Consider the following 18,377-nt stretch of genomic DNA (forward strand, 5'->3'; position numbering starts at 1 on the left):
CCGGATGGCGCGACAAAGGTATTCACAGCGACTCTTTTCTGCCCGGTTCATCGGGCCCGGGCACCCCCCTTGAACGCGATTCCCCCGCGTTCTGGCCCAGTGTGACAGATGCTCACTTTCCGCTTCCACCCCCAGTTCGCGACTCAATCGGGAGGGGGTGACGAGGCCCGCCGCAAGAGAGAAGCTCGCAACGCGGGCGCCGAGGTGAGACGAATCCCGTGTCCTGGCGCGTCGTCGGCGGATCAGCGCCGACGCAGCATGGTGAAATGGGCGCATGTCCATCGAGACCGATTTGAGGGCCGCCGTGGCGGCCGAAGAGTGGGAGCGCGTTCACGAGATCATCGGCGCGAATTGGAGCGACCTCACCAACCACCACCGGGGGACGTTGGTCGCCGCCATGTCTTCCCTCCCACCGGACCTGCGCGCGTCGATGCCGCGATATGCGGCGTCCAAGGCCTATGGGGAGTTCATCCCCGTCGGCGGCCAGACCCGGTCGAGCCGGTTCACGTCGCCCGAGGCGGCTCCACGCGCGCTCATCGATTACCTCTCCATCCTCACCGCACGATCGGCCGCCGCCCGCATGCGTGGTCGCCACGCTCTCGCCGTCTCGGCGGCCCGGGAGGCTCGAGAGATGCTCGACGATGCGACCCCGGCGGCTCGAGCCGAGATCGCGAGTGTGCTCGCCGACCTGAAAGTGCAGTGGGGGATCGCGCTCCTCCTCGCGGGTGATCTCGAACGTGCACTCGGCGAGTTCTCTGCCGCGTACGATTCGGCGATCGCCGCAGAGAATCGACGCATGGCGGTGGAGTCGGCGGGTGACTGCGCGCTCGTCCTCGCTCTACAGGGGCTCGCGCCCGCTGCATCGGGCTGGATCGCGCGCATCCCCGAGGTCGACGACCCGACCGACACGGTGGCGGACTCCGGACATATCGCGACCGCACTCGTCGCGATCGACGCCGGCGATCGAGACAGAGCGGCACTCGCCATCTCACGCTTCCGGTCATCCTCCGACGAGGTGGACCACTGGGCGATCAGGCGATTCGCGGTCTCTCGTTTCACCACGACCTTCGGCTCGGATCCGGTCGCCGCCCTGTCGGCGCTGGCGGCGACGCGCGCCGAATACCCCGAACGCGAACGCACGACAGGCATCAATGGCGCCCTACTCGTGCTCGCCGAAGCGGAACTCCGCCTCCTGACCGGCGACCTCGACGCCGCGGAGGCCGTGTTGGAACTCAACCGGCGCACCGTCGTCCCCGCTTTCGCCAATGCCTTCACGGTCATGACGGCGCGTGTCGCCGCGTCGAGCGGCCACCGGGATCGCGCGCGACGACTTGCGGGTGCGGTCATCGCCAACGATCCCCTGCCTCGAGACGGTGCGGCGGCGCTCCTGCTGTCAGCGTCGCTCGACCCCTCGGCGGCGGAAGCCCCGACCCTCGCGTCCGCGCTCCGGCTCATGACGGAGTTCGGTCTCACGACGGTGGCGACGACCGTCCCCCTCGACGTCTGGACATCGCTTTCCTCTCAGAAGGCCTCACCGATCGACGTGCCGCTGGCGGTCGTCTTCGGCGCCCGCCACCCGGCATCCACCCCGACGCTGTCACGTCGGGAGGCGATCGTCCTCCGGGCCGCGAGCGCCGGCATGACGGTGCCCGAGATCGCCGCCGCCGAGCGGGTCTCCCCGCACACCGCGAAGAAGCAATTGCTCAGCGCCTATCACAAGCTCGGGGTCAGCAACCGGGCCGACGCCATCACCGCGCTCGCCGCGAGCCCATGGATCCTCGCAGCGGCCCCTCACGTCGACGAAGCCGTCGGCTGACCCCCTTCCCCCGTGTCGAGACCCGACGCTGGGCGTCTCACGGCGTCACTCCAGCCTCTCGCCGATCTGCTCGATCCATCGGAAGAAGGCGGCGCCTCCCGTCGTGGTCGTGTCGTACCGCCCGGAGAGCTCACGGAAGTGCGCCCCGCGCGCTCGCACTCGACGCATCACCTCCACGAGAGCGGGGATGCCGCGGGGTAGACGCTCGATCGCGGTGACGGTGAGGATATCGCCGATGCCGAGGTTCCCGATGCACTCGCCGAGCGCCGGATACCCCTCGCGACCCGCGCGCAGCCGATCGACGAAGACCCGGTCGACGCCGGCCTCCTCGAGTCGGGCGACCTGCTCGTCCAGGCTCGTCACGCTTCCCACCGCGCGTGCATAACCGATGACGGCCAACGATCCTCCTCGGATAGTCGTCGCAGCGTCCCGAGCATAGGCAGAGCGGACGGTATCCGGCTGGGGAGCGTCCGTCCCCTGTGGACAAATGTGGAGAGCGCCCGACGACGGTACGCGGACTCCAATACGCTGGCGCCATGCAGATCGCTCGCGTTCAGGATTTCCGCATCGCCGCGGGCGCGGTGCGTGCCGAACTCGCTCGCCGCAGCATCCCGCGCCGTGAGGCCGTGGCGGCACTCCAGGCAGGGACGTCCGGCCTGGGGCGCACGGCCGCCTACGAACGCATTGCGGGCCTCGTCCCATTCTCCTGGACGGAACTCGCGCTGCTCTCGGCGGCATTCGGCATCCCCGTCGAGGTCCTCTCCGGATCGCGCGCCCCAGACCCGGCCGCCGTCGAGATCTGATCGTACGACTCGTCGCAGGAGCCGCCGAGGGACCATGCCCCCGCACGACGAAGAAGGGCCCCGCCTGCCGGCGGGGCCCTTCTCACAGTGGTGCTACGTCTGTCGGACGACCGATCAGAGCGCGTTGACGTCGAGCGGGATGCCCGGGCCGAAGGTCGTCGAGACGGCGCCCTTCTGGATGTAGCGGCCCTTCGAGCTCGACGGCTTGAGGCGCTGGACCTCGTCGAGCGCCGCCGCGAGGTTCTGCTCGAGCTGCTCGGCCGTGAACTGCGCCTTGCCGACGACGAAGTGCACGTTGGCGTGCTTGTCGACGCGGAACTCGATCTTTCCGCCCTTGATCTCGGTGACGGCGCGTGCGACGTCGGGAGTCACAGTGCCGGTCTTCGGGTTGGGCATGAGGCCACGCGGGCCGAGCACCTTACCGAGTCGACCGACCTTGCCCATGAGCTCGGGCGTCGAGACGGCGGAATCGAACGACGTGTAGCCGCCCGCGACCTTCTCGATGAGCTCGTCGCCGCCGACCTCGTCGGCACCAGCGGCGATCGCGGCCTCGGCGGCCGGTCCCGTCGCGAACACGATGACGCGAGCGGTCTTACCCGTGCCGTGCGGCAGGATGACCGTTCCGCGGACCATCTGGTCAGCCTTGCGGGGGTCGACACCGAGCTTGAGGGCGACCTCGACGGTGCTGTTGAACTTGGACGAACCGGTCTCCTGGGCGAGAGCGACAGCCTCGGAGGGCGAGTAGAACTTGCCCTCTTCGATCTTCTCGGCCGCAGCCCGGTAGGCCTTTGACTTCTGTGCCATTTTTTTCTCCTGTGAGAATGTGGTCATCTGCGCCTGGCCGGCGCTGCCACGAATTTGCATACCCGGTCCGACAGGGACCGGGCGGGGATGTCTGGTGAGCGTCAGGCCTCGACGGTGATACCCATGGAGCGGGCGGTACCGGCGATGATCTTCGCCGCAGCGTCGATGTCGTTGGCGTTGAGGTCGGGCTGCTTGGTCTCGGCGATCTCGCGGACCTGAGCCTGCGTGAGCTTCGCGACCTTGACGGTGTGCGGCGTGGACGAACCCTTGCCGACGCCCGCAGCCTTCTTGATGAGCTCGGCGGCCGGCGGGGTCTTGAGGATGAACGTGAACGAGCGGTCCTCGTAGACGGTGATCTCGACCGGGATGACGTTTCCGCGCTGGGCTTCCGTCGCAGCGTTGTACGCCTTGCAGAACTCCATGATGTTGACGCCGTGCTGACCGAGCGCCGGTCCGATCGGCGGTGCGGGGTTGGCGGCGCCGGCCTTGATCTGAAGCTTAATCAGACCCGTGACCTTCTTCTTCGGTGCCATGTTTCTTCCTTCTTCGGTGGTTCGAACGCCATCGGATGATGTGCGCTCTCCCGCATGCCTCTGGGGCAGCGGTGGCTAGGGAACTAGAGCTTCGACACCTGGTCGAAGCTGAGCTCGACCGGCGTCTCGCGCTCGAACAGGGAGACGAGCACGGTGAGCTTTCCGCTCTCCGGCTTGATCTCGCTGATCGACCCGGGGAGACCCGCGAACGAGCCCTCCTTGATCGTGATCGTCTCGCCGATCTCGAAGTCGACCTCGGCGGGGATGGCACGCGACGTGGTCGCCGACCCCTTCTGGCCGCCCGACTTCGCCGGAGCGGTCTCCTGGATCTCGACGAGGCTCTTCAGCATGTTGAAGGCCTCCTCGAAACGGAGCGGCGTGGGGTTGTGCGAGTTGCCGACGAAGCCCGTGACGCCGGGCGTGTGACGCACGACGGACCACGAGTCCTCGTTGAGGTCCATGCGGACGAGCACGTAGCCGGGGATCCGGACGCGCGTGACCATCTTGCGCTGCCCGTTCTTGATCTCGACGACGTCCTCCATGGGGACCTCGACCTGGTAGATGTACTCCTCGACCTCGAGCGATCCCTTGCGCTGCTCGATGTTGGCCTTCACGCGACGCTCGAAGCCCGCGTAGGAGTGGATGACGTACCACTTGCCCGGAAGCGAACGCAGCTCCGCGCGGAACGCGTCGTAGGGGTCGACCTCGGCCGCATCCTCGTCCGCCGTGTCGATGTCGACACCCGTGTCATCGGGACGCTCGACGTCGACCCCGCCCTCATCCTCGGCCTCGATGATGTCGTCGAGGGCGGCGGAGACGTCCGCGACCTCGGCGTCGACATCGGGAACCGGACGGACGTCGTCACCGTCGTCGTCACCGTCCACGGGCTCGCCCGTGTAGGGGGAGTCGTCGTACTCGGAGGAATCGGCGGCCTCATCGGCCAGCTCGACCTCTTCCTCGTCCTCGATGGCCTCGGCCGCCGCCTCGACCTCGGCGGCCTCATCGATCTCGAGGGCGTCGTCGACGATCGCGTCGGCCTCGGGGTCGGGCGCCTCGGCGACCGCGTCGATGTCGTCGAACGCGGCGCTCGACTCGTCGTCGGTCTCGTCGTCGGGGACGACGTGGATGGCGTTGTGCTCTGCGCCGTCGACGGAGTGGATCTCGGCGTCGGCGACGTTGCCCTCCTGGGCCTCATCGACCTCGCTCGACTGCTCGGCAGCCGTCGACAGGTCGATGTCGTCGCGGTTTCTTTCAGACACTGGATCTCTTCCTTCGATTTCGTCGGAGGGCGCGGGGGCGCTCTCCGATACGTCGTTGCGTTCTACGCTTCGTCGTTCAGCCGGATGGTCGGGCTCGAGGTCCGATCCGGCGACGAGCGGGCTAACCGCCGGCCGGTGTCCCGAACACGAAGATCACGATGAAGCTGAACAACTGGTCCAGTCCGTAGACGAGGGCCATCATGATCACCACGAACACGAGCACGACGCCCGTGTAGCTCAGCAGCTCCTTGCGGGTCGGCGTGACGACCTTCTTGAGCTCGTTCACGACCTGCTTCAGGAACAGGATGAGCCCGGCGAACGGACCACGCCGCGCGGCGCGCTCCTTCTTCGCGTTCGCGACGATCTCTTCGCTCGGCTCGTCGATAACTTTTCGGGCCACCTCGTTACACCTTTCCCGTGTCGGACCCGATGGGCCGACGCGCAGGGCGGACAGGACTCGAACCTGCAACCTGCGGTTTTGGAGACCGCTGCTCTACCAATTGAGCCACCGCCCTTCGGCCTCGGGGTTCCGAAGCCGGATCCCGGGGGTCCGGGATCAATGGTATGAAATCCAGGGCTCCACTGCTCTCACCTTGCGGAAACACACGTGCCGACGCATCGAGGATGCTCATGCCGGTTGGGGTTCCCATGAAAATGGGCGCAGAAAAGCTTGGCGGATTTCACCACCACGCTCCAGTGTAGACGACGCCCGGCGGCCGGTAAAGCCGAGGGCCCTCCGGCGCCTGCACCACCGGGCCGTGACCCGGATCCCTCGTCGAGACGTCGCCGGCGGATGGTGGTACTGGGGGGACCATATCGGCCGACCCGGGCACGACGTCCGCCGGGCCGGTCGTAGTGTCCGTTGAGTGATGACGGTGGAGGGCTGCGCGTGTCTGGCGTGACGCCTGGGCCTCTGGACCCGCCGCGACGGGAATTGCGTCAGCTCACCGGCCTGCGCATCATCGCCGCGCTGTGGGTCGTCCTCTTCCACTTCGAAGGTCAGTACGCCCGGCTCCTCCCGGAGATCGGCGGCGTCGTCTGGGCAACCGGGTCGCGCGGATTTCTCGCCGTCGACCTGTTCTTCGTCCTGAGCGGCTACATCCTCGCCTACCAGCACCTCCGGACCTTCTCCGAGGGACGCGGACGGTTCGGGAGGTTCCTTCTCAAGAGGCTGGCGCGGATCTATCCCGTACATCTGGCCACCCTCGTCTTCCTGGTCCTCGTCGTCCTCGTCGGCGCGCGCATCGGCGTCACCCTCGGCAGGGCCGAGCACTTCACGGTGGAGGGCGCCGTCCAGGATCTCCTCCTCGTCCGTGGCTGGTTCTGGCCGTCGCAGGGGTGGAACTACCCGGCATGGTCGCTGAGCGCCGAGTGGCTCGCCTACCTGTTGTTCCCGGTGATCTGCCTCGTGATCGCTCGCGTCGCCCATCCTCGTCGGAGCGCGCTCGTGGTCGTCATGCTGGCCCTCGTCGCCGTGGAGGGCGTTGGCGCGGCTGCGCTCCCCTGGGCGGACCAAGATGCCCGTCGCACCCCTCCGCGTCCTCACGGCGTTCTCCTGCGGGGTGGCACTGTTCCGGTTCACCGAGAACGCTCGCGCCACCACGGGGAGGGGCTGGAGCGGTCTCCTGATCCTCGTGGCGTTCGTCGTCGGGACACCGTTCCTCCCCGAGGGCCCCTTCCTCGCAGCGATCAGCCTCGGGGTCTCCGTCGTCATCATCGGAGCGCTCGCGACGGGCACAGGCCGGGCCGTGGACATCCTCGGATCCCGGCCCATGGAATACGGCGGCCGGATATCGTTCAGCGTGTACATGACGCACGGCATCGTGCTTCTGCTGTCACCCGTGCGGTTCCTCGGCATCGACGAGGTGGAGGCCTGGCCGCTCCCGGAACGAGTCGGAGTCGCCCTCGCCCAGCTTCTCGTCGTGCTGGGGGCCGGGGCCCTTCTCTACCACCTCGTGGAGCGACCGGGCCAGCGTGCCGTCATGTCCTCGACGAGCCGGCGCACGGCTCGGCGCGCATGACCGTGCGGCCGCGGAGCGGCCGCACCGCGGCCGAGCACCGTGCTCTCAGGCCATGACGGCGACGACGATCGCGCTCGCGATGACGAGCCAGACCGGGGTGACCAGCACGAGACCGTGCACGATGCCCGCGACAGCGGACGTCCCGGCGGGATGCTGAGCGAAATCGAACCGGGTGTTGCCGTCCATGGCGACCATGTGGGCTCCTTCCCGACGGACGATACGAGTCAACAATGATCGCTCGGGAGCCTGACGGCCAGCCGGAAGTACCGGAAACGGGCAGAGTTCACCCGCTGTTCCCCGTTGTGCCGACGCGGGGGGGGGGGGGATGATTCGGCGACGACCCGGTGGAGGCGCCTGGAGACGGAGGGCCCTAGAGGGAGAGCAGCGCGACGACGCCGATGCCCGCGCCGATCCAGATCGGCGCGACGATCGCGAGGCCGAAGAGGATCCCGCGGATGGGGGCGGAGTCGCGGCGGGCGGACGCCAGCTCCCGACCCTCGAGGGGTGTCGGCTCCCCGAAAGGACGACTCGAGACGTCGTACGTGGTCATGCTGGCCCCCCGGGTGGTTCCCGTCACCCCTCCGCGTGCGACGGAGGAGCGCACCCACCGTGTGCGTCGGTGGATGGGCTCATTCTGACTGCTGCGACCGTCCTGGTCGATACCCGTTTCCGGGCGATCCCCGTTCGGGGGTCACGATACGCGGTGCACCGCACGCGGCTGCGGCTGCGGCTGCGGCTGCGGCGCCGAGGGAAACACCTCCCGTTCTAGGGTGCCGGTCCGGTCGCGGGATACTGTGGGACGGTGACGTCGCGACTCTCCTCCAAGATCTCCGCCATCGCCGAATCGGCGACCCTCAAGGTCGACGCGAAGGCCAAGGCGCTCCAGGCCGCGGGGCGACCCGTCATCAGCTACGCCGCGGGCGAGCCGGACTTCCCGACACCCGCGCACATCGTCGAGGCGGCGCTCTCCGCCGTGAGCGATCCACGGAACCACCGGTACACGCCCGCGGCCGGCCTTCCCGACCTCCGTGAGGCCGTCGCGGCGAAGACCCTGCGCGATTCGGGAACCGCCGTCGACCCCTCGCAGGTCATCGTGACCAACGGCGGCAAGCAGTCCGTCTACGAGGCCTTCCAGGTCCTTCTCGATCCGGGCGACGAGGTCATCGTGCCCTCCCCCTTCTGGACCACCTACCCCGAAGCGATCGCCCTGGCCGACGGCGTCACCGTGCCCGTCTTCGCCGACGCTGACGCGGGTTACCTCGTCTCGGTCGAGCAGCTCGAGGCCGCGCGGACCGACCGCACCAAGGCCCTCCTGTTCGTCTCGCCGTCGAACCCGACGGGAGCGGTCTACTCGGCCGAGCAGACGCAGGCGATCGGCGAGTGGGCGCTCGAACACGGCATCTGGGTCATCAGCGACGAGATCTACCAGAACCTCACCTACGGCGAGCGGGCCGTCTCGATCCTCGAGGCCGTTCCCGACCTCGCATCGCAGACGCTGCTCGTGAACGGAGTCGCGAAGACCTACGCGATGACCGGCTGGCGCGTGGGCTGGACGGTCGGCCCCGTCGACGCGGTGAAGGCCCTCGGCAACCTGCAGTCGCACCTCTCCGGAAACGTCAACAACGTCGCGCAGCGCGCGGCGATCGCAGCCCTCACCGGACCGCAGGACGCGGCGGACGAGATGCGAGCGGCCTTCGACAGGCGGCGTCACCTCATCCTGGAGGAATTCGCGCAGGTCCCGGGCTTCCGCACGCCCACCCCGGACGGCGCGTTCTACGTGTACCCGGACGTGTCGGAACTGCTCGGGCGCGAGTGGGGTGGCCGCACCATTTCGACGTCGCTCGAACTCGCCGACTACATCCTCGACGAGGCCGAGGTCGCCGCGGTCCCCGGCGAGGCCTTCGGCCCGTCCGGTTACTTGCGGTTCAGCTACGCGCTCGGCGACGAGCAGCTCGTGGAGGGCGCTCGTCGCCTGGCGCGCCTCTTCGCCTGACGCGAGGCGGGATCCGCCTCAGCCGGAGGTCGGATAGGACGGCGGGCCGTTCGGCGCGCTCGGGGCTCCCGGCGGGCTGAAGGGCGTCGGCGGGACGCTCGGCGCGGCGGGCACGCTCGGGGGTCCCGGGAATCCGGGCGGCGGGGTGTGGTCGGGCTCGGGGACGGACCAGGGCTCGGGGGCGGGCTCCGGTGCGGGTTCAGGCGCCGGTTCAGGGGTGGGCTCGGGAGCCGGTTCGGGCACCGTCTCCGGCGTGGGCTCGGGAGCCGGTTCCGCCGGGAGGGATCCTCTTTGCCCGGACCGCTCCGGATGGCCGGGAGGCGACGGGAGCGGCGGCGGAACGGGCGGTGTCCCGCTCGGCTCGCCGGGAAGCGGGGTCTGCGGTGTCGTCGGTTCTTCAGACATGGTCTCCTCCTCGAGTTGACACCGAGCCTAGGCGAGCGACCACCCTGCACCAGGGGGTCGCGCGGCGACGCCGGCTCGTCGAGGATGACCGATCACCGCGGATCGGAGGGGGAACGTCAGATGTCGAGCCCGACGACGACCGGTTCCGGAAGCAGGAGGACGCCGAACTCGGACTGCACGCGGGCCTGCACGTAGCGTGCGAGCGCCGCGATGTCCTCCCCCGAGGCGTTGCCGCGGTTCGTCAGAGCGAGAGTGTGCTTCGAAGAGATGGCCGCGTTCGACCCCGGGAGGGCGAAACCTCGTCCGATGCCGGCGTTCTCGATGAGCCACGCGGCGCTGAGCTTCACCCGGCGCTCGTCCTCCACGAGAGGCGAGAGGATCGGCAGGTCGAACCCGGCGGATCCGTCGAGCGGCAGCACCGTGACGGGCTCCTCGACATCGTCGACGGGCCACCGTGGCGCATCGGCCGGGAGTTCGGCGGCGAACCGCTCCGAGACGATCGGATTGGTGAAGAAGGACCCGGCGCTCCAGGAGTCCCGGTCGTCGGGGTCGAGGACCATTCCCTTCGAGCTTCGCAGTGCGAGGACGGCCCGCCGCACCTCGGCGAGGGCCACGCGATCGCCGAGCTCGACACCGAGTGCCTTCGCGAGCTGCGGGTATGCGATCGGTGCACCGAGACCGTCGACGGACCGCGTGAGGTCGAGGTCGATCGACACGACGACCGCCTCGCGTTCCGCCGGCCCTCCTCCGTGCCGCTTGAGCACGGAGGTGCGGTACCCGAGACCGAGCTCGTCCGCTCGCACCCTCTCGAGGCGCCCGCTCTCCCGGTCGTAGAGCTCCACGGAGGAGAGGACGTCGCCGATCTCCGCCCCGTACGCTCCGATGTTCTGGATGGGCGCGGCTCCCGACGATCCGGGGATGCCGGAGAGCGCCTCGATGCCGCTCAGCCCGGCGTCGACGGCGAAGGCGACGACGTCCTCCCAGGACTCGCCGGCCTGGATGCGCACACGGACCGTGCCATCGGGAACCTCGGGAACATCGACACGTTCGATGCCCCGCGTGCGGACCGCGATCGCGATGCCCGGGAAGCCGTCGGAACCGACGAGGAGGTTCGAGCCGCCACCGACGACCATCCAGTCGTCGTATCGGCGCCATCCCTCATCGAGCAGAGCCGTCAACTCGCGGACCGACGTCGCCTCCGCGTACTCCGCGGGCTCGCCACCCACGCGGAACGTCGTGAGCGAGGAGAAGGGCACCACCGCCGTCGTGCGAGGGTTCGTCGTCATGTGAGCGCCACCGTCATGCGAGGTCGACGCGGACCTGCGCCTTGCCGAGCACGGTCGTGCCGCCCACCGTGACCGTGAGGTCGACGCGCGCGGACGACTCGTCGGGGAAGAGGGCACCCACCTTCGCGGAGACGGTCACGGAGACTCCCTCGGCGGGGTCGACGACGACGGGGCGCGTGAAGCGGACCTGGTAGTCGGTCACCCGGCCGGGGTCGCCGACGGCCTCGACGACCGGCTGCACGGCGAGGCCCATGGTGAGCATGCCGTGAGCGAGCACGCCCGGAAGCCCGACGCTCGCGGCGACGTCGTCGCGGTAGTGGATCGGGTTGAAGTCACCGGAGGCACCGGCGTAACGCACGAGGGTGTCGCGCGTCAGGCGGTAGTCCTTCTCCACGACGACGTCACCGACGGCGAGCGCGTCGAGATCCAGTCCGGTCGGCCGTGCGGTCATTCGTCTCCCCTGACGACGAGAGTGGAGACGGCCGTCACGACGTGCGCACCATCCGGGTCCGTCACGGTCGTCTCCGCCGTGACCATCGAGTGGGCGCCGAGCGACTTGACGCTCGCGACCCGCAGGGTCGCGGTGAGCTCGTCGCCCGCCACGATCGGGCGACCGAACGTGAAGCGCTGATCGCCGTGCACGACGCGTGAGAAGTCGATGCCCGCGTCGGGCTCCGCGAGCAGTTGCGCGAGCGTCGCCTCCTGGATCACGACGGCGAACGTCGGCGGAGCGACGACGTCGGCGTAGCCGGCGGCGCGGGCCGCCTCGGGGTCGAGATGCAGCGGAGAGGTCGCGAGGACGGCACGCGCGAACTCGCGCACCTTCTCCCGCCCGACCAGGTAGGGGGCGACGGGAGGGAACTCCCTGCCCTCGATCGCGGGGTTCACAGTCACCCCTCGAGTCTACCGTGGCGCCTCCGCCGGGTCCTGCTAGCGTTCTGGCCATGCTGCCCGACGACCTGTTCCGGACGGTGCCCGCCCTGCGCACCGACCGACTCGATCTCGTTCCGCTCGGCCCCGAGCATCTCGAAGGCACGCTCGCCCTCCTGAGCGACCCCGAGGCCCTGCGCCTGACGGGCACCCGTCAGTCATTCTCGCGCGAGGCGGTCATCGCGTGGCTCGGCTCGCTCTCCGCGCAGCACGACCGGGCCGATTGGGCCGTGATCCGCCGAGAGGACGGCGCCCACATCGGCGAGGTCGTCCTCAACGACGTCTCGCCGGAGGACGAGACGACGGGCTTCCGGATCGCGCTCTCGATCGAGCACGCCGGGAAGGGATACGGCACGGAGACGACGCGTGCCGTCGTCGCCTTCGCTCTCGAGGCGGGGCTCCACCGCGTGGAGCTCGAGGTGTACGCCTTCAACCCGCGTGCCGTCCGCGCGTATGAGAAGGCCGGCTTCGTCGTGGAGGGGCGCCGTCGCGACGCGCTGCTCTGGGAGGGCGAGCGGGTCGACGCGATCATGATGGCTGTCGTCGCCGACGGCTGACCCGACGGCCACGGTCGGACCGCACGCCCGACGGCCTCAGTGCGCGGTCGTGTGACCGATCCGCGTGGCCGCCTCGACGCCCTCGACGCTCAGCTCGGCGTGCACGAGGACCCACTCGTCGCCCTCGCGGTCGAGCTCGACGATGGCGGTGTTCGGGATCGGCGTGATCGGGTTTCCCGTCACGGCGCCGACAGTGAGCCGGATGAGGGTGCCATGGCTGACCGCGAGGACGTTTCGCCCCGGGAACTGCTCGACGATGGCGGCGAGAGCAGCGGCGCCGCGTGCCTCCACCTCGCGCTCCGGCTCCATGCCGGGGTACTGACGGTCCGGCCAGTTGGCGCGCACGTCCTCGGCGGTCGCCCCTTCCGCTTGGCCGTAGCCGCGTTCGCGGAGGTCCGGGATGGCCGGTCCGAGTTCGATACCGAGTCCGTCCGCGAGGATCTGAGCGGTCTCCCGCGCTCGGGACAGCGGCGAACTCACCACGACGTCCCACCGTGACGCGTCGAGTCTCCCGACGATCCCGCGTGCCTGCTCGCGACCCGTGTCGTTGAGCGGGACGTCGGTCGACCCCTGGATGCGGAGAGCGAGATTCCAGTCGGTCTGGCCATGACGGATGAGGGCGATCGGCATGCATCGAGCCTAGGCGACGAGCGCGGGAGGCCTCGACCCCGAGGGCCGGACCGTGGAGCGCAGGAACCGGTGCGTACGCGGGCGGCCGCGACGTCACCTCGTCGCGACCGGCGATACCCTGGCGGGATGCGCCCGTTCCTCCTGCTCACGACGCGCGTCGAGGACGACGCGGCCTCGCACGAGTACGGGCTCTTCGTGTCCCTCACCGGTCTGCCGCCGAGCCGCCTCGCTCACCACCGGCTCGACGTCGCGCCTCTTCCCACCGGCCTCGACCTCCGCGACTACTCCGGCGTCTTCCTCGCCGGCAGCCCCTTCACCTCGACGGACCCCGTCGAGTCGAAGTCGAACGTCCAGCTCCGCGTCGAGCGCGAACTCGACGAACTGCTCGACCGCATCGAGGCGGACGACGTACCCTTCTTCGGCGCCTGCTACGGCATCGGCACCCTGGGCCGTCACGCCGGAGCGGTCATCGATCGGCGGTACGGCGAGCGCTCGGGCGCCGTCGCCGTCACGCTCACCCCCGAGGGTGTCAGCGACCCGGTGTTCGGGGTGCTTCCGCCGCGTTTCGACGCCTTCGTGGGGCACAAGGAGGCGATCGCCGAGCTGCCAGACGGCGCCGTGCTCCTCGCCACCGGGGCGACGTGCCCCGTGCAGGCGTTCCGGATCGGGCGCAACCGCTACGCGACGCAGTTCCACCCGGAGCTCACCGTCGACGCGATGGTCGCGCGCGTCCGCACCTATTCGCGGCACGGCTACTTCGATCCGGCGGACACGGCGGCCGTCGCCGATCGCGTCGCGGCGGCCGATGTGAGCGCGTCACACCGTGTCCTGCGCTCGTTCGCGGAGCGCTACTCGCACTGACCGTCGCTCTCGTCGTTCTCGTCCCTCTCTCGATGACAGAGAGGATTGCCGGCGGGATCCGTGAACCGCGTGATCGCCGGTCCGCCCACCGCGCATGATGCCGCGGTCGTCGGCGCCTTCGTAGCGCTCGGATTCGACGCCGCGGCCGTCGAGCCCGTCGACCGCTGCTCCCCCGCGACGCATCTCGCGAGGGTCGCCGCGACGTCAGACGCGCGTGATCGGCAGGCCCGCCGTGTCGAGCTCGGCGAGGGCGGCGGCGGGGGCCGATGCTCCGGTCACGAGCGCGTCGACCTCCGCCAGAGTGGCGATACGGCCGAGATGCACGTTCCCGAGCTTCGATCCGTCGGCGACGACGACGGTGCGCCCCGCTCGCTCGACCATCGCCCGCTTCACCTCGGCCTCCGGCAGGTTGACGTTCGTGACGCCGGCGTCGGGATGGACGCCGTTGCAGCCGATGACGGCGAGATCGGCGTGCAGCCCGTCGAACAGGCGCAGGGCCATCGGGTTCACGAGGGAGTGCTGGAGCGGTCTCAGCGCACCGCCCGTCACGATGACGGTGAAGCGGGGGATCGCGCTCTCGAGCGCGAGCGCGATCGTGAGGCCGTTGGTCATGACGACGACGTCCTCGAGATCGTCGCGCGCCGCGAGGGCGATCGCGACGGCGTTCGTCGTCGTCCCCACGTCGAGGAAGACGCTCTGCCCCGAGGAGACGAGTCCCGCCGTGTGGTGGCCGATCGCCGCCTTCTCCGCGGCGAACGAGTCGGAGGCCTGCTCGAACGACGGCTCGGCGAGCGGCGCGACCGTGGCGACCGCTCCGCCGTGCACCCGCCGCACCGATCCGGCCGCTGCGAGCGCGTCGAGGTCTCCGCGGATCGTCACGTCCGACACCCCGAAGGCGGAGCCGAGATCGCCGACGCGGACGAAGCCGCGCTCCACGACGAGGTCGAGGACGCGTGCTCTCCGCACTTCGGCGGGAGGCGCTGCTCCCTCGACTCCGCTCATGTGTTGAACCTTGCTTTACTTGCGTTTACTTGTCAACATGAAACCATGCCAGCCCTCCCCTCCTCGACCCTGACGGACGGCGTCGTCCGGCGGGACGACACGCTCGCCGACGGCCGTCGGCTCTACTACTACGACGACCGCGGCTCCACGCTTCCGCCGGAGCGCGCCGCCGATGCCCGCACGCTCGATCCGCGTCCCGACACGGCGACGATGCGGCGCGATCCCCTCACCGACGAGTGGATCTCGATCGCGGCCGCACGCCAGAACCGCGTCTTCCTCCCCCCAGCCGACCTCGATCCCCTCGCACCGGCGAGCGCGACGAACCCCTCGGAGGTCCCCGACCGGTACGACGTCGCGGTCTTCGAGAACCGCTCCCCCTCTTTCGGTCCCGCAACCGCCGACGACGTGCACGACGAGGACCCGGCGACCGGGGTCGTCGGCCATTCGCGCACCTCGGTCGGCCGCTGCGAGGTCGTGTGCTTCAGTCCCGAGCACGAAGGGTCGCTCGGCAGCCAGAGCCCGGCCCGACTCCGGACGGTCGTCGAGGCGTGGGCCGACCGAACCGCCGCACTGTCCGAGATCCCCGGGGTCGAGCAGGTCTTCCCCTTCGAGAACCGCGGTGAGGCGATCGGAGTGACGCTCCACCACCCGCACGGTCAGATCTACGGGTACCCGTACGTCACGCCGCGCACCCGGCGACTCGTCGAGCAGGTCGAACGGCACGGTTCCGGACTCTTCGACGAGATCCTCGCGTTCGAGAGCACGTCCGAGCGACTCGTCGTCCGCGGGGAGCACTGGAGCGCGTTCGTGCCCTTCGCGGCGCGTTGGCCGCTCGAACTCCACGTCATGCCGCATCGCCACGTCGCCGACCTCGCCGAGACGGACTCGGCGGAGCGCGCAGAACTCGCCGACCTCCTCCCACGACTGCTGCAGGGCATCGACGCCGTCTACGGCGACCCGACGCCCTACATCGCCGCGTGGCACCAGGCGCCCGTGCGCGACCACCGCGACATCCGGCTCACGCTCCAGATCACATCGCCGCGGCGGGCTCCCGCGCGGCTCAAGTACCTGGCAGGATCCGAGAGCGCGATGGGCGCATTCATCGGCGACGTGCTGCCCGAGGCGCAAGCCGCCGCGTGGAAGGAGGCGGTCCGATGACGGGATCGCGTGAGGACGAGATCACGGGCCTTTTCGAGGAGCGCTTCGGGCGTCGGCCCGATGGGATCTGGTCGGCGCCCGGCCGGGTCAATCTCATCGGCGAGCACACCGACTACAACGACGGCTTCGCACTGCCCTTCGCGATCGGCGACCGTGCCGTCGTCGCCGTCCGTCTCCGCGACGATGACACCGTGCTCGTCGCGACGACCGCGGCAGGCGACCCGGTCGAGACGACCATCGCGGCGCTCACGGGCGAGCGGATCGCGTCGTGGGCGGCCTACCCGCTCGGCGTGGCCTGGGCGCTCGGTGAGTCCGCAGGCCGTGACCGGTTGACGGGCTTCGAGCTCGTCGTGCACTCCGACGTCCCGATCGGCGCGGGGCTCTCCTCGTCCGCCGCGATCGAGTGCGCGACCGCGATCGCCCTCGACGAGTTGTGGGGTCTCCGCTCGGGTCGTGCCGCACTCGCCCTCGCCGGGCAACGGGCCGAGAACACCGTCGTCGGGGCGCCGACCGGGATCATGGATCAGACGGCCTCGCTCTTCGGCGACGCCGACTCGGCGGTGTTCCTCGACTGCCGCTCCCTCGAGGCGGAGGCCGTACGGCTCGGATTCTCGGAGGCCGGCCTCGAGATCCTCATCGTCAACACCCACGTCTCCCACGACCACGCGACCGGCGGTTACGCGAGCCGCCGTGCGGCGTGCGAGCGGGCGGCTGACGCACTCGGTGTCCGGGCTCTCCGCGACGCGAGCCTCGCCGATCTGCAGGCCGCGCTCGACGACGGCCGTTTCGACGAGGAGACGTTCCGGCGTGCGCGACACATCGTCACCGAGAACGCCCGCGTTCTCGACACCGTCGCGACGCTCCAGGACGTCGGAGCCACGGCCATCGGACCCCTTCTCGACGCGTCGCACGCCTCCATGCGCGACGACTTCGAGATCTCCGTGCCCGAGATCGATGCGGCTGTCGAGGCCATGAGGTCGGCCGGGGCCCTCGGCGCCCGATTGACGGGCGGAGGCTTCGGCGGCTCCGCGATCGGGCTCGTGCCCGTCGAGCTCGTGGGCGCGGCTCAGGAGGCCGTCGTGAAGGCCTTCGCATCCGCCGGGTTCCGCGAGCCGACCCTCTCGACGGTGTCGCCCTCCGCGGGTGCACGGCGGGAGGATTGACGTGGACGACGGGGCGCGAGCGACGAGCCGCGGAGACGCCGCCCGCTGCACGGCGGCGCGCTGGATGAGATCGTGCTGACGACACCGTGCTGGACGAACCCCTGCTGGACGAGACGAACGAGGACGACATGACGTGGTTGATCACCGGCGGAGCCGGGTACATCGGTTCGCACGTCGTGAGGGCGTTCGCGGCAGCAGACATCCCCACGGTCGTGCTCGACGACCTCTCGAGCGGCCACCACTCGTTCGTCGATCCCGAGCAGGACTTCGTCGAGGGCACCCTCCTCGACGTCGCCCTCCTCGACCGCGTCTTCTCCGAGTACCGCTTCGCGGGCGTCGTACACATCGCGGGGTACAAGTACGCGGGCGAGTCGGTCGCGAAGCCCGTTCACACGTACGAGCAGAACGTGACGGCGACGACGAACCTCCTCGCCGCGGCGGAACGCGCGGGGGTCACACGCGTCGTGTTCTCGTCGAGCGCCGCCGTCTACGGAACGCCCGACGTCGAGCTCGTGACCGAGGGGACGCCGACGCACCCGGAGTCCCCCTACGGCGAGTCGAAGCTCATCGGCGAGTGGCTCCTGCGCGACCAGGGCCGTGCGACGGGCCTCCAGCACACGAGTCTCCGGTACTTCAACGTGGTCGGGTCCGCGACGCCGTCGCTCCGGGATACGAGCCCGCACAACCTCTTTCCGCTGGTCTTCGCGGCCCTCGCCGACGGCCGCACCCCGCGCATCAACGGCGTCGACTATCCGACGCCGGACGGCACGTGCGTGCGCGACTACGTCCACGTCGCCGACATCGCCGAGGCGCACGTGCGCGCGGCCGAGCGGCTCACCGCCGGGGATGCGATCGAGCCCATCTACAACCTGGGCAGCGGCGACGGCGTCTCCGTCCGGCAGATCATGGACGGCGTTGCTCGCGTGACCGGCGTGGACTTCGAGCCGGAGATCCACGACCGGCGGCCCGGCGACCCTGCCCGCATCGTCGCGAGCGGCGAGCTCGCCGCTCGAGACCTGGACTGGCGCATGCGCCACTCCCTCGACGAGATGATCGCGAGCGCCTGGGAAGCCGCCCGCGCCCCCGCCTGACCCCCCTGAAAATCCCGCATGTGCACGAAAACGCGTGCACAGAAGGGATTTTCAGGGGGTGGAGG

Annotated in this window: 21 protein-coding genes, 1 tRNA gene and 1 pseudogene; 10 read left to right on the forward strand and 13 right to left on the reverse strand. The window is 69.8% G+C overall.

Annotated features, from left to right (window positions below):
• Positions 1-274: 274 nt before the first annotated feature.
• Positions 275-1,816: a helix-turn-helix transcriptional regulator gene (locus ELQ90_RS08885; protein WP_128494924.1), complete on the forward strand. Its 1,542-nt coding sequence runs from the start codon at positions 275-277 to the stop codon at positions 1,814-1,816.
• A gap of 45 nt (positions 1,817-1,861) precedes the next feature.
• Here ELQ90_RS08885 and ELQ90_RS17095 read toward each other — a convergent pair whose 3' ends face one another.
• Positions 1,862-2,452 (reverse strand): recombinase family protein, encoded by a 591-nt coding sequence (locus ELQ90_RS17095; RefSeq protein WP_279432130.1) that lies wholly within the window; start codon positions 2,450-2,452, stop codon positions 1,862-1,864.
• On the opposite strand from ELQ90_RS17095, the gene ELQ90_RS16585 reads away from it, so the two are divergent.
• Positions 2,353-2,619: a hypothetical protein gene (locus ELQ90_RS16585; RefSeq protein ID WP_166408947.1), complete on the forward strand. Its 267-nt coding sequence runs from the start codon at positions 2,353-2,355 to the stop codon at positions 2,617-2,619. The two genes, ELQ90_RS17095 and ELQ90_RS16585, sit on opposite strands and share 100 nt — an antisense overlap.
• A 114-nt stretch (positions 2,620-2,733) precedes the next feature.
• On the opposite strand, the gene rplA is transcribed toward ELQ90_RS16585, so the two are convergent.
• From rplA to ELQ90_RS08915, 5 genes are all read right to left on the reverse strand, one after another.
• On the reverse strand, positions 2,734-3,423 hold the full coding sequence (rplA, locus tag ELQ90_RS08895; RefSeq protein ID WP_128494926.1) for a 50S ribosomal protein L1: 690 nt from the start codon (positions 3,421-3,423) through the stop codon (positions 2,734-2,736).
• 101 nt (positions 3,424-3,524) lie between these two features.
• A complete protein-coding gene (rplK, locus tag ELQ90_RS08900; protein WP_128494927.1) occupies positions 3,525-3,956 on the reverse strand; it encodes a 50S ribosomal protein L11 in 432 nt (143 codons plus the stop codon).
• 83 nt (positions 3,957-4,039) lie between these two features.
• Positions 4,040-5,215 (reverse strand): transcription termination/antitermination protein NusG, encoded by a 1,176-nt coding sequence (gene nusG, locus ELQ90_RS08905; protein WP_128494928.1) that lies wholly within the window; start codon positions 5,213-5,215, stop codon positions 4,040-4,042.
• 121 nt (positions 5,216-5,336) lie between these two features.
• Positions 5,337-5,615, reverse strand: a complete 279-nt coding sequence (gene secE / locus ELQ90_RS08910; RefSeq protein ID WP_128494929.1) for a preprotein translocase subunit SecE — start codon at positions 5,613-5,615, stop codon at positions 5,337-5,339.
• Between the two features lie 42 nt (positions 5,616-5,657).
• A tRNA-Trp gene (locus ELQ90_RS08915) sits at positions 5,658-5,730 on the reverse strand.
• A 383-nt stretch (positions 5,731-6,113) separates the two neighbouring features.
• Between ELQ90_RS08915 and ELQ90_RS17185 the strand changes: the two are divergent.
• Positions 6,114-6,677: pseudogene (locus ELQ90_RS17185) on the forward strand (acyltransferase family protein); the annotation flags it as partial.
• A 55-nt stretch (positions 6,678-6,732) separates the two neighbouring features.
• Positions 6,733-7,236, forward strand: a complete 504-nt coding sequence (locus ELQ90_RS16975; RefSeq protein WP_243696087.1) for an acyltransferase family protein — start codon at positions 6,733-6,735, stop codon at positions 7,234-7,236.
• Between the two features lie 45 nt (positions 7,237-7,281).
• Here the strand turns inward: ELQ90_RS16975 and ELQ90_RS16590 are convergent, their stop codons facing one another.
• Positions 7,282-7,431: a hypothetical protein gene (locus ELQ90_RS16590; protein WP_166408951.1), complete on the reverse strand. Its 150-nt coding sequence runs from the start codon at positions 7,429-7,431 to the stop codon at positions 7,282-7,284.
• Between the two features lie 175 nt (positions 7,432-7,606).
• Complete coding sequence (locus ELQ90_RS08925) at positions 7,607-7,786, reverse strand: hypothetical protein (RefSeq protein WP_128494931.1); 180 nt, start codon at positions 7,784-7,786, stop codon at positions 7,607-7,609.
• 252 nt (positions 7,787-8,038) lie between these two features.
• On the opposite strand from ELQ90_RS08925, the gene ELQ90_RS08930 reads away from it, so the two are divergent.
• Positions 8,039-9,229, forward strand: coding sequence for a pyridoxal phosphate-dependent aminotransferase (locus ELQ90_RS08930; protein ID WP_128494932.1), 1,191 nt, complete (start codon positions 8,039-8,041; stop codon positions 9,227-9,229).
• Positions 9,230-9,750: 521 nt separating this feature from the next.
• Here ELQ90_RS08930 and ELQ90_RS08940 read toward each other — a convergent pair.
• From ELQ90_RS08940 to ELQ90_RS08950, 3 genes are read right to left on the reverse strand one after another with little or no spacing between them, the layout of a single operon-like run.
• Positions 9,751-10,920, reverse strand: coding sequence for a UDP-N-acetylmuramate dehydrogenase (locus tag ELQ90_RS08940; protein WP_128494934.1), 1,170 nt, complete (start codon positions 10,918-10,920; stop codon positions 9,751-9,753).
• A 13-nt stretch (positions 10,921-10,933) separates the two neighbouring features.
• Positions 10,934-11,371 carry a MaoC family dehydratase gene (locus tag ELQ90_RS08945; protein WP_128494935.1) on the reverse strand — a complete coding sequence of 146 codons (438 nt, stop codon included), beginning with the start codon at positions 11,369-11,371 and terminating at the stop codon, positions 10,934-10,936.
• Entirely contained in the window at positions 11,368-11,814 is a 447-nt protein-coding gene (locus tag ELQ90_RS08950; RefSeq protein WP_128494936.1) for a MaoC family dehydratase N-terminal domain-containing protein, read from the reverse strand. Before ELQ90_RS08950 ends, ELQ90_RS08945 begins: the two co-directional genes overlap by 4 nt.
• Before the next feature lie 50 nt (positions 11,815-11,864).
• Here ELQ90_RS08950 and ELQ90_RS08955 point away from each other — a divergent pair, with 50 nt between their 5' ends.
• Complete coding sequence (locus tag ELQ90_RS08955) at positions 11,865-12,407, forward strand: GNAT family N-acetyltransferase (protein ID WP_128494937.1); 543 nt, start codon at positions 11,865-11,867, stop codon at positions 12,405-12,407.
• 36 nt (positions 12,408-12,443) lie between these two features.
• On the opposite strand, the gene ELQ90_RS08960 is transcribed toward ELQ90_RS08955, so the two are convergent.
• Positions 12,444-13,037 (reverse strand): histidine phosphatase family protein, encoded by a 594-nt coding sequence (locus ELQ90_RS08960; protein WP_128494938.1) that lies wholly within the window; start codon positions 13,035-13,037, stop codon positions 12,444-12,446.
• 126 nt (positions 13,038-13,163) lie between these two features.
• On the opposite strand from ELQ90_RS08960, the gene ELQ90_RS08965 reads away from it, so the two are divergent.
• The gene (locus ELQ90_RS08965) at positions 13,164-13,898 is read left to right on the forward strand and encodes a glutamine amidotransferase (RefSeq protein ID WP_128494939.1); all 735 of its coding nucleotides are present in this window, start codon (positions 13,164-13,166) and stop codon (positions 13,896-13,898) included.
• Between the two features lie 204 nt (positions 13,899-14,102).
• Here ELQ90_RS08965 and ELQ90_RS08970 read toward each other — a convergent pair whose 3' ends face one another.
• Positions 14,103-14,900 (reverse strand): DeoR/GlpR family DNA-binding transcription regulator, encoded by a 798-nt coding sequence (locus ELQ90_RS08970; protein ID WP_128494940.1) that lies wholly within the window; start codon positions 14,898-14,900, stop codon positions 14,103-14,105.
• 45 nt (positions 14,901-14,945) lie between these two features.
• Between ELQ90_RS08970 and galT the strand changes: the two genes are divergently transcribed.
• The 3 genes from galT (at position 14,946) to galE (ending at position 18,312) form a co-directional block, all read left to right on the forward strand.
• A complete protein-coding gene (gene galT, locus ELQ90_RS08975; RefSeq protein WP_128494941.1) occupies positions 14,946-16,058 on the forward strand; it encodes a galactose-1-phosphate uridylyltransferase in 1,113 nt (370 codons plus the stop codon).
• On the forward strand, positions 16,055-17,221 hold the full coding sequence (gene galK, locus ELQ90_RS08980) for a galactokinase (protein WP_128494942.1): 1,167 nt from the start codon (positions 16,055-16,057) through the stop codon (positions 17,219-17,221). The genes galT and galK overlap by 4 nt, the downstream gene beginning before the upstream one ends.
• Positions 17,222-17,349: 128 nt before the next feature.
• Positions 17,350-18,312: a UDP-glucose 4-epimerase GalE gene (galE, locus tag ELQ90_RS08985; protein WP_128495197.1), complete on the forward strand. Its 963-nt coding sequence runs from the start codon at positions 17,350-17,352 to the stop codon at positions 18,310-18,312.
• Positions 18,313-18,377: the final 65 nt, after the last annotated feature.

This window comes from Labedella phragmitis (genome assembly GCF_004078635.1).
GTDB classification, from domain to species: domain Bacteria; phylum Actinomycetota; class Actinomycetes; order Actinomycetales; family Microbacteriaceae; genus Labedella; species Labedella phragmitis.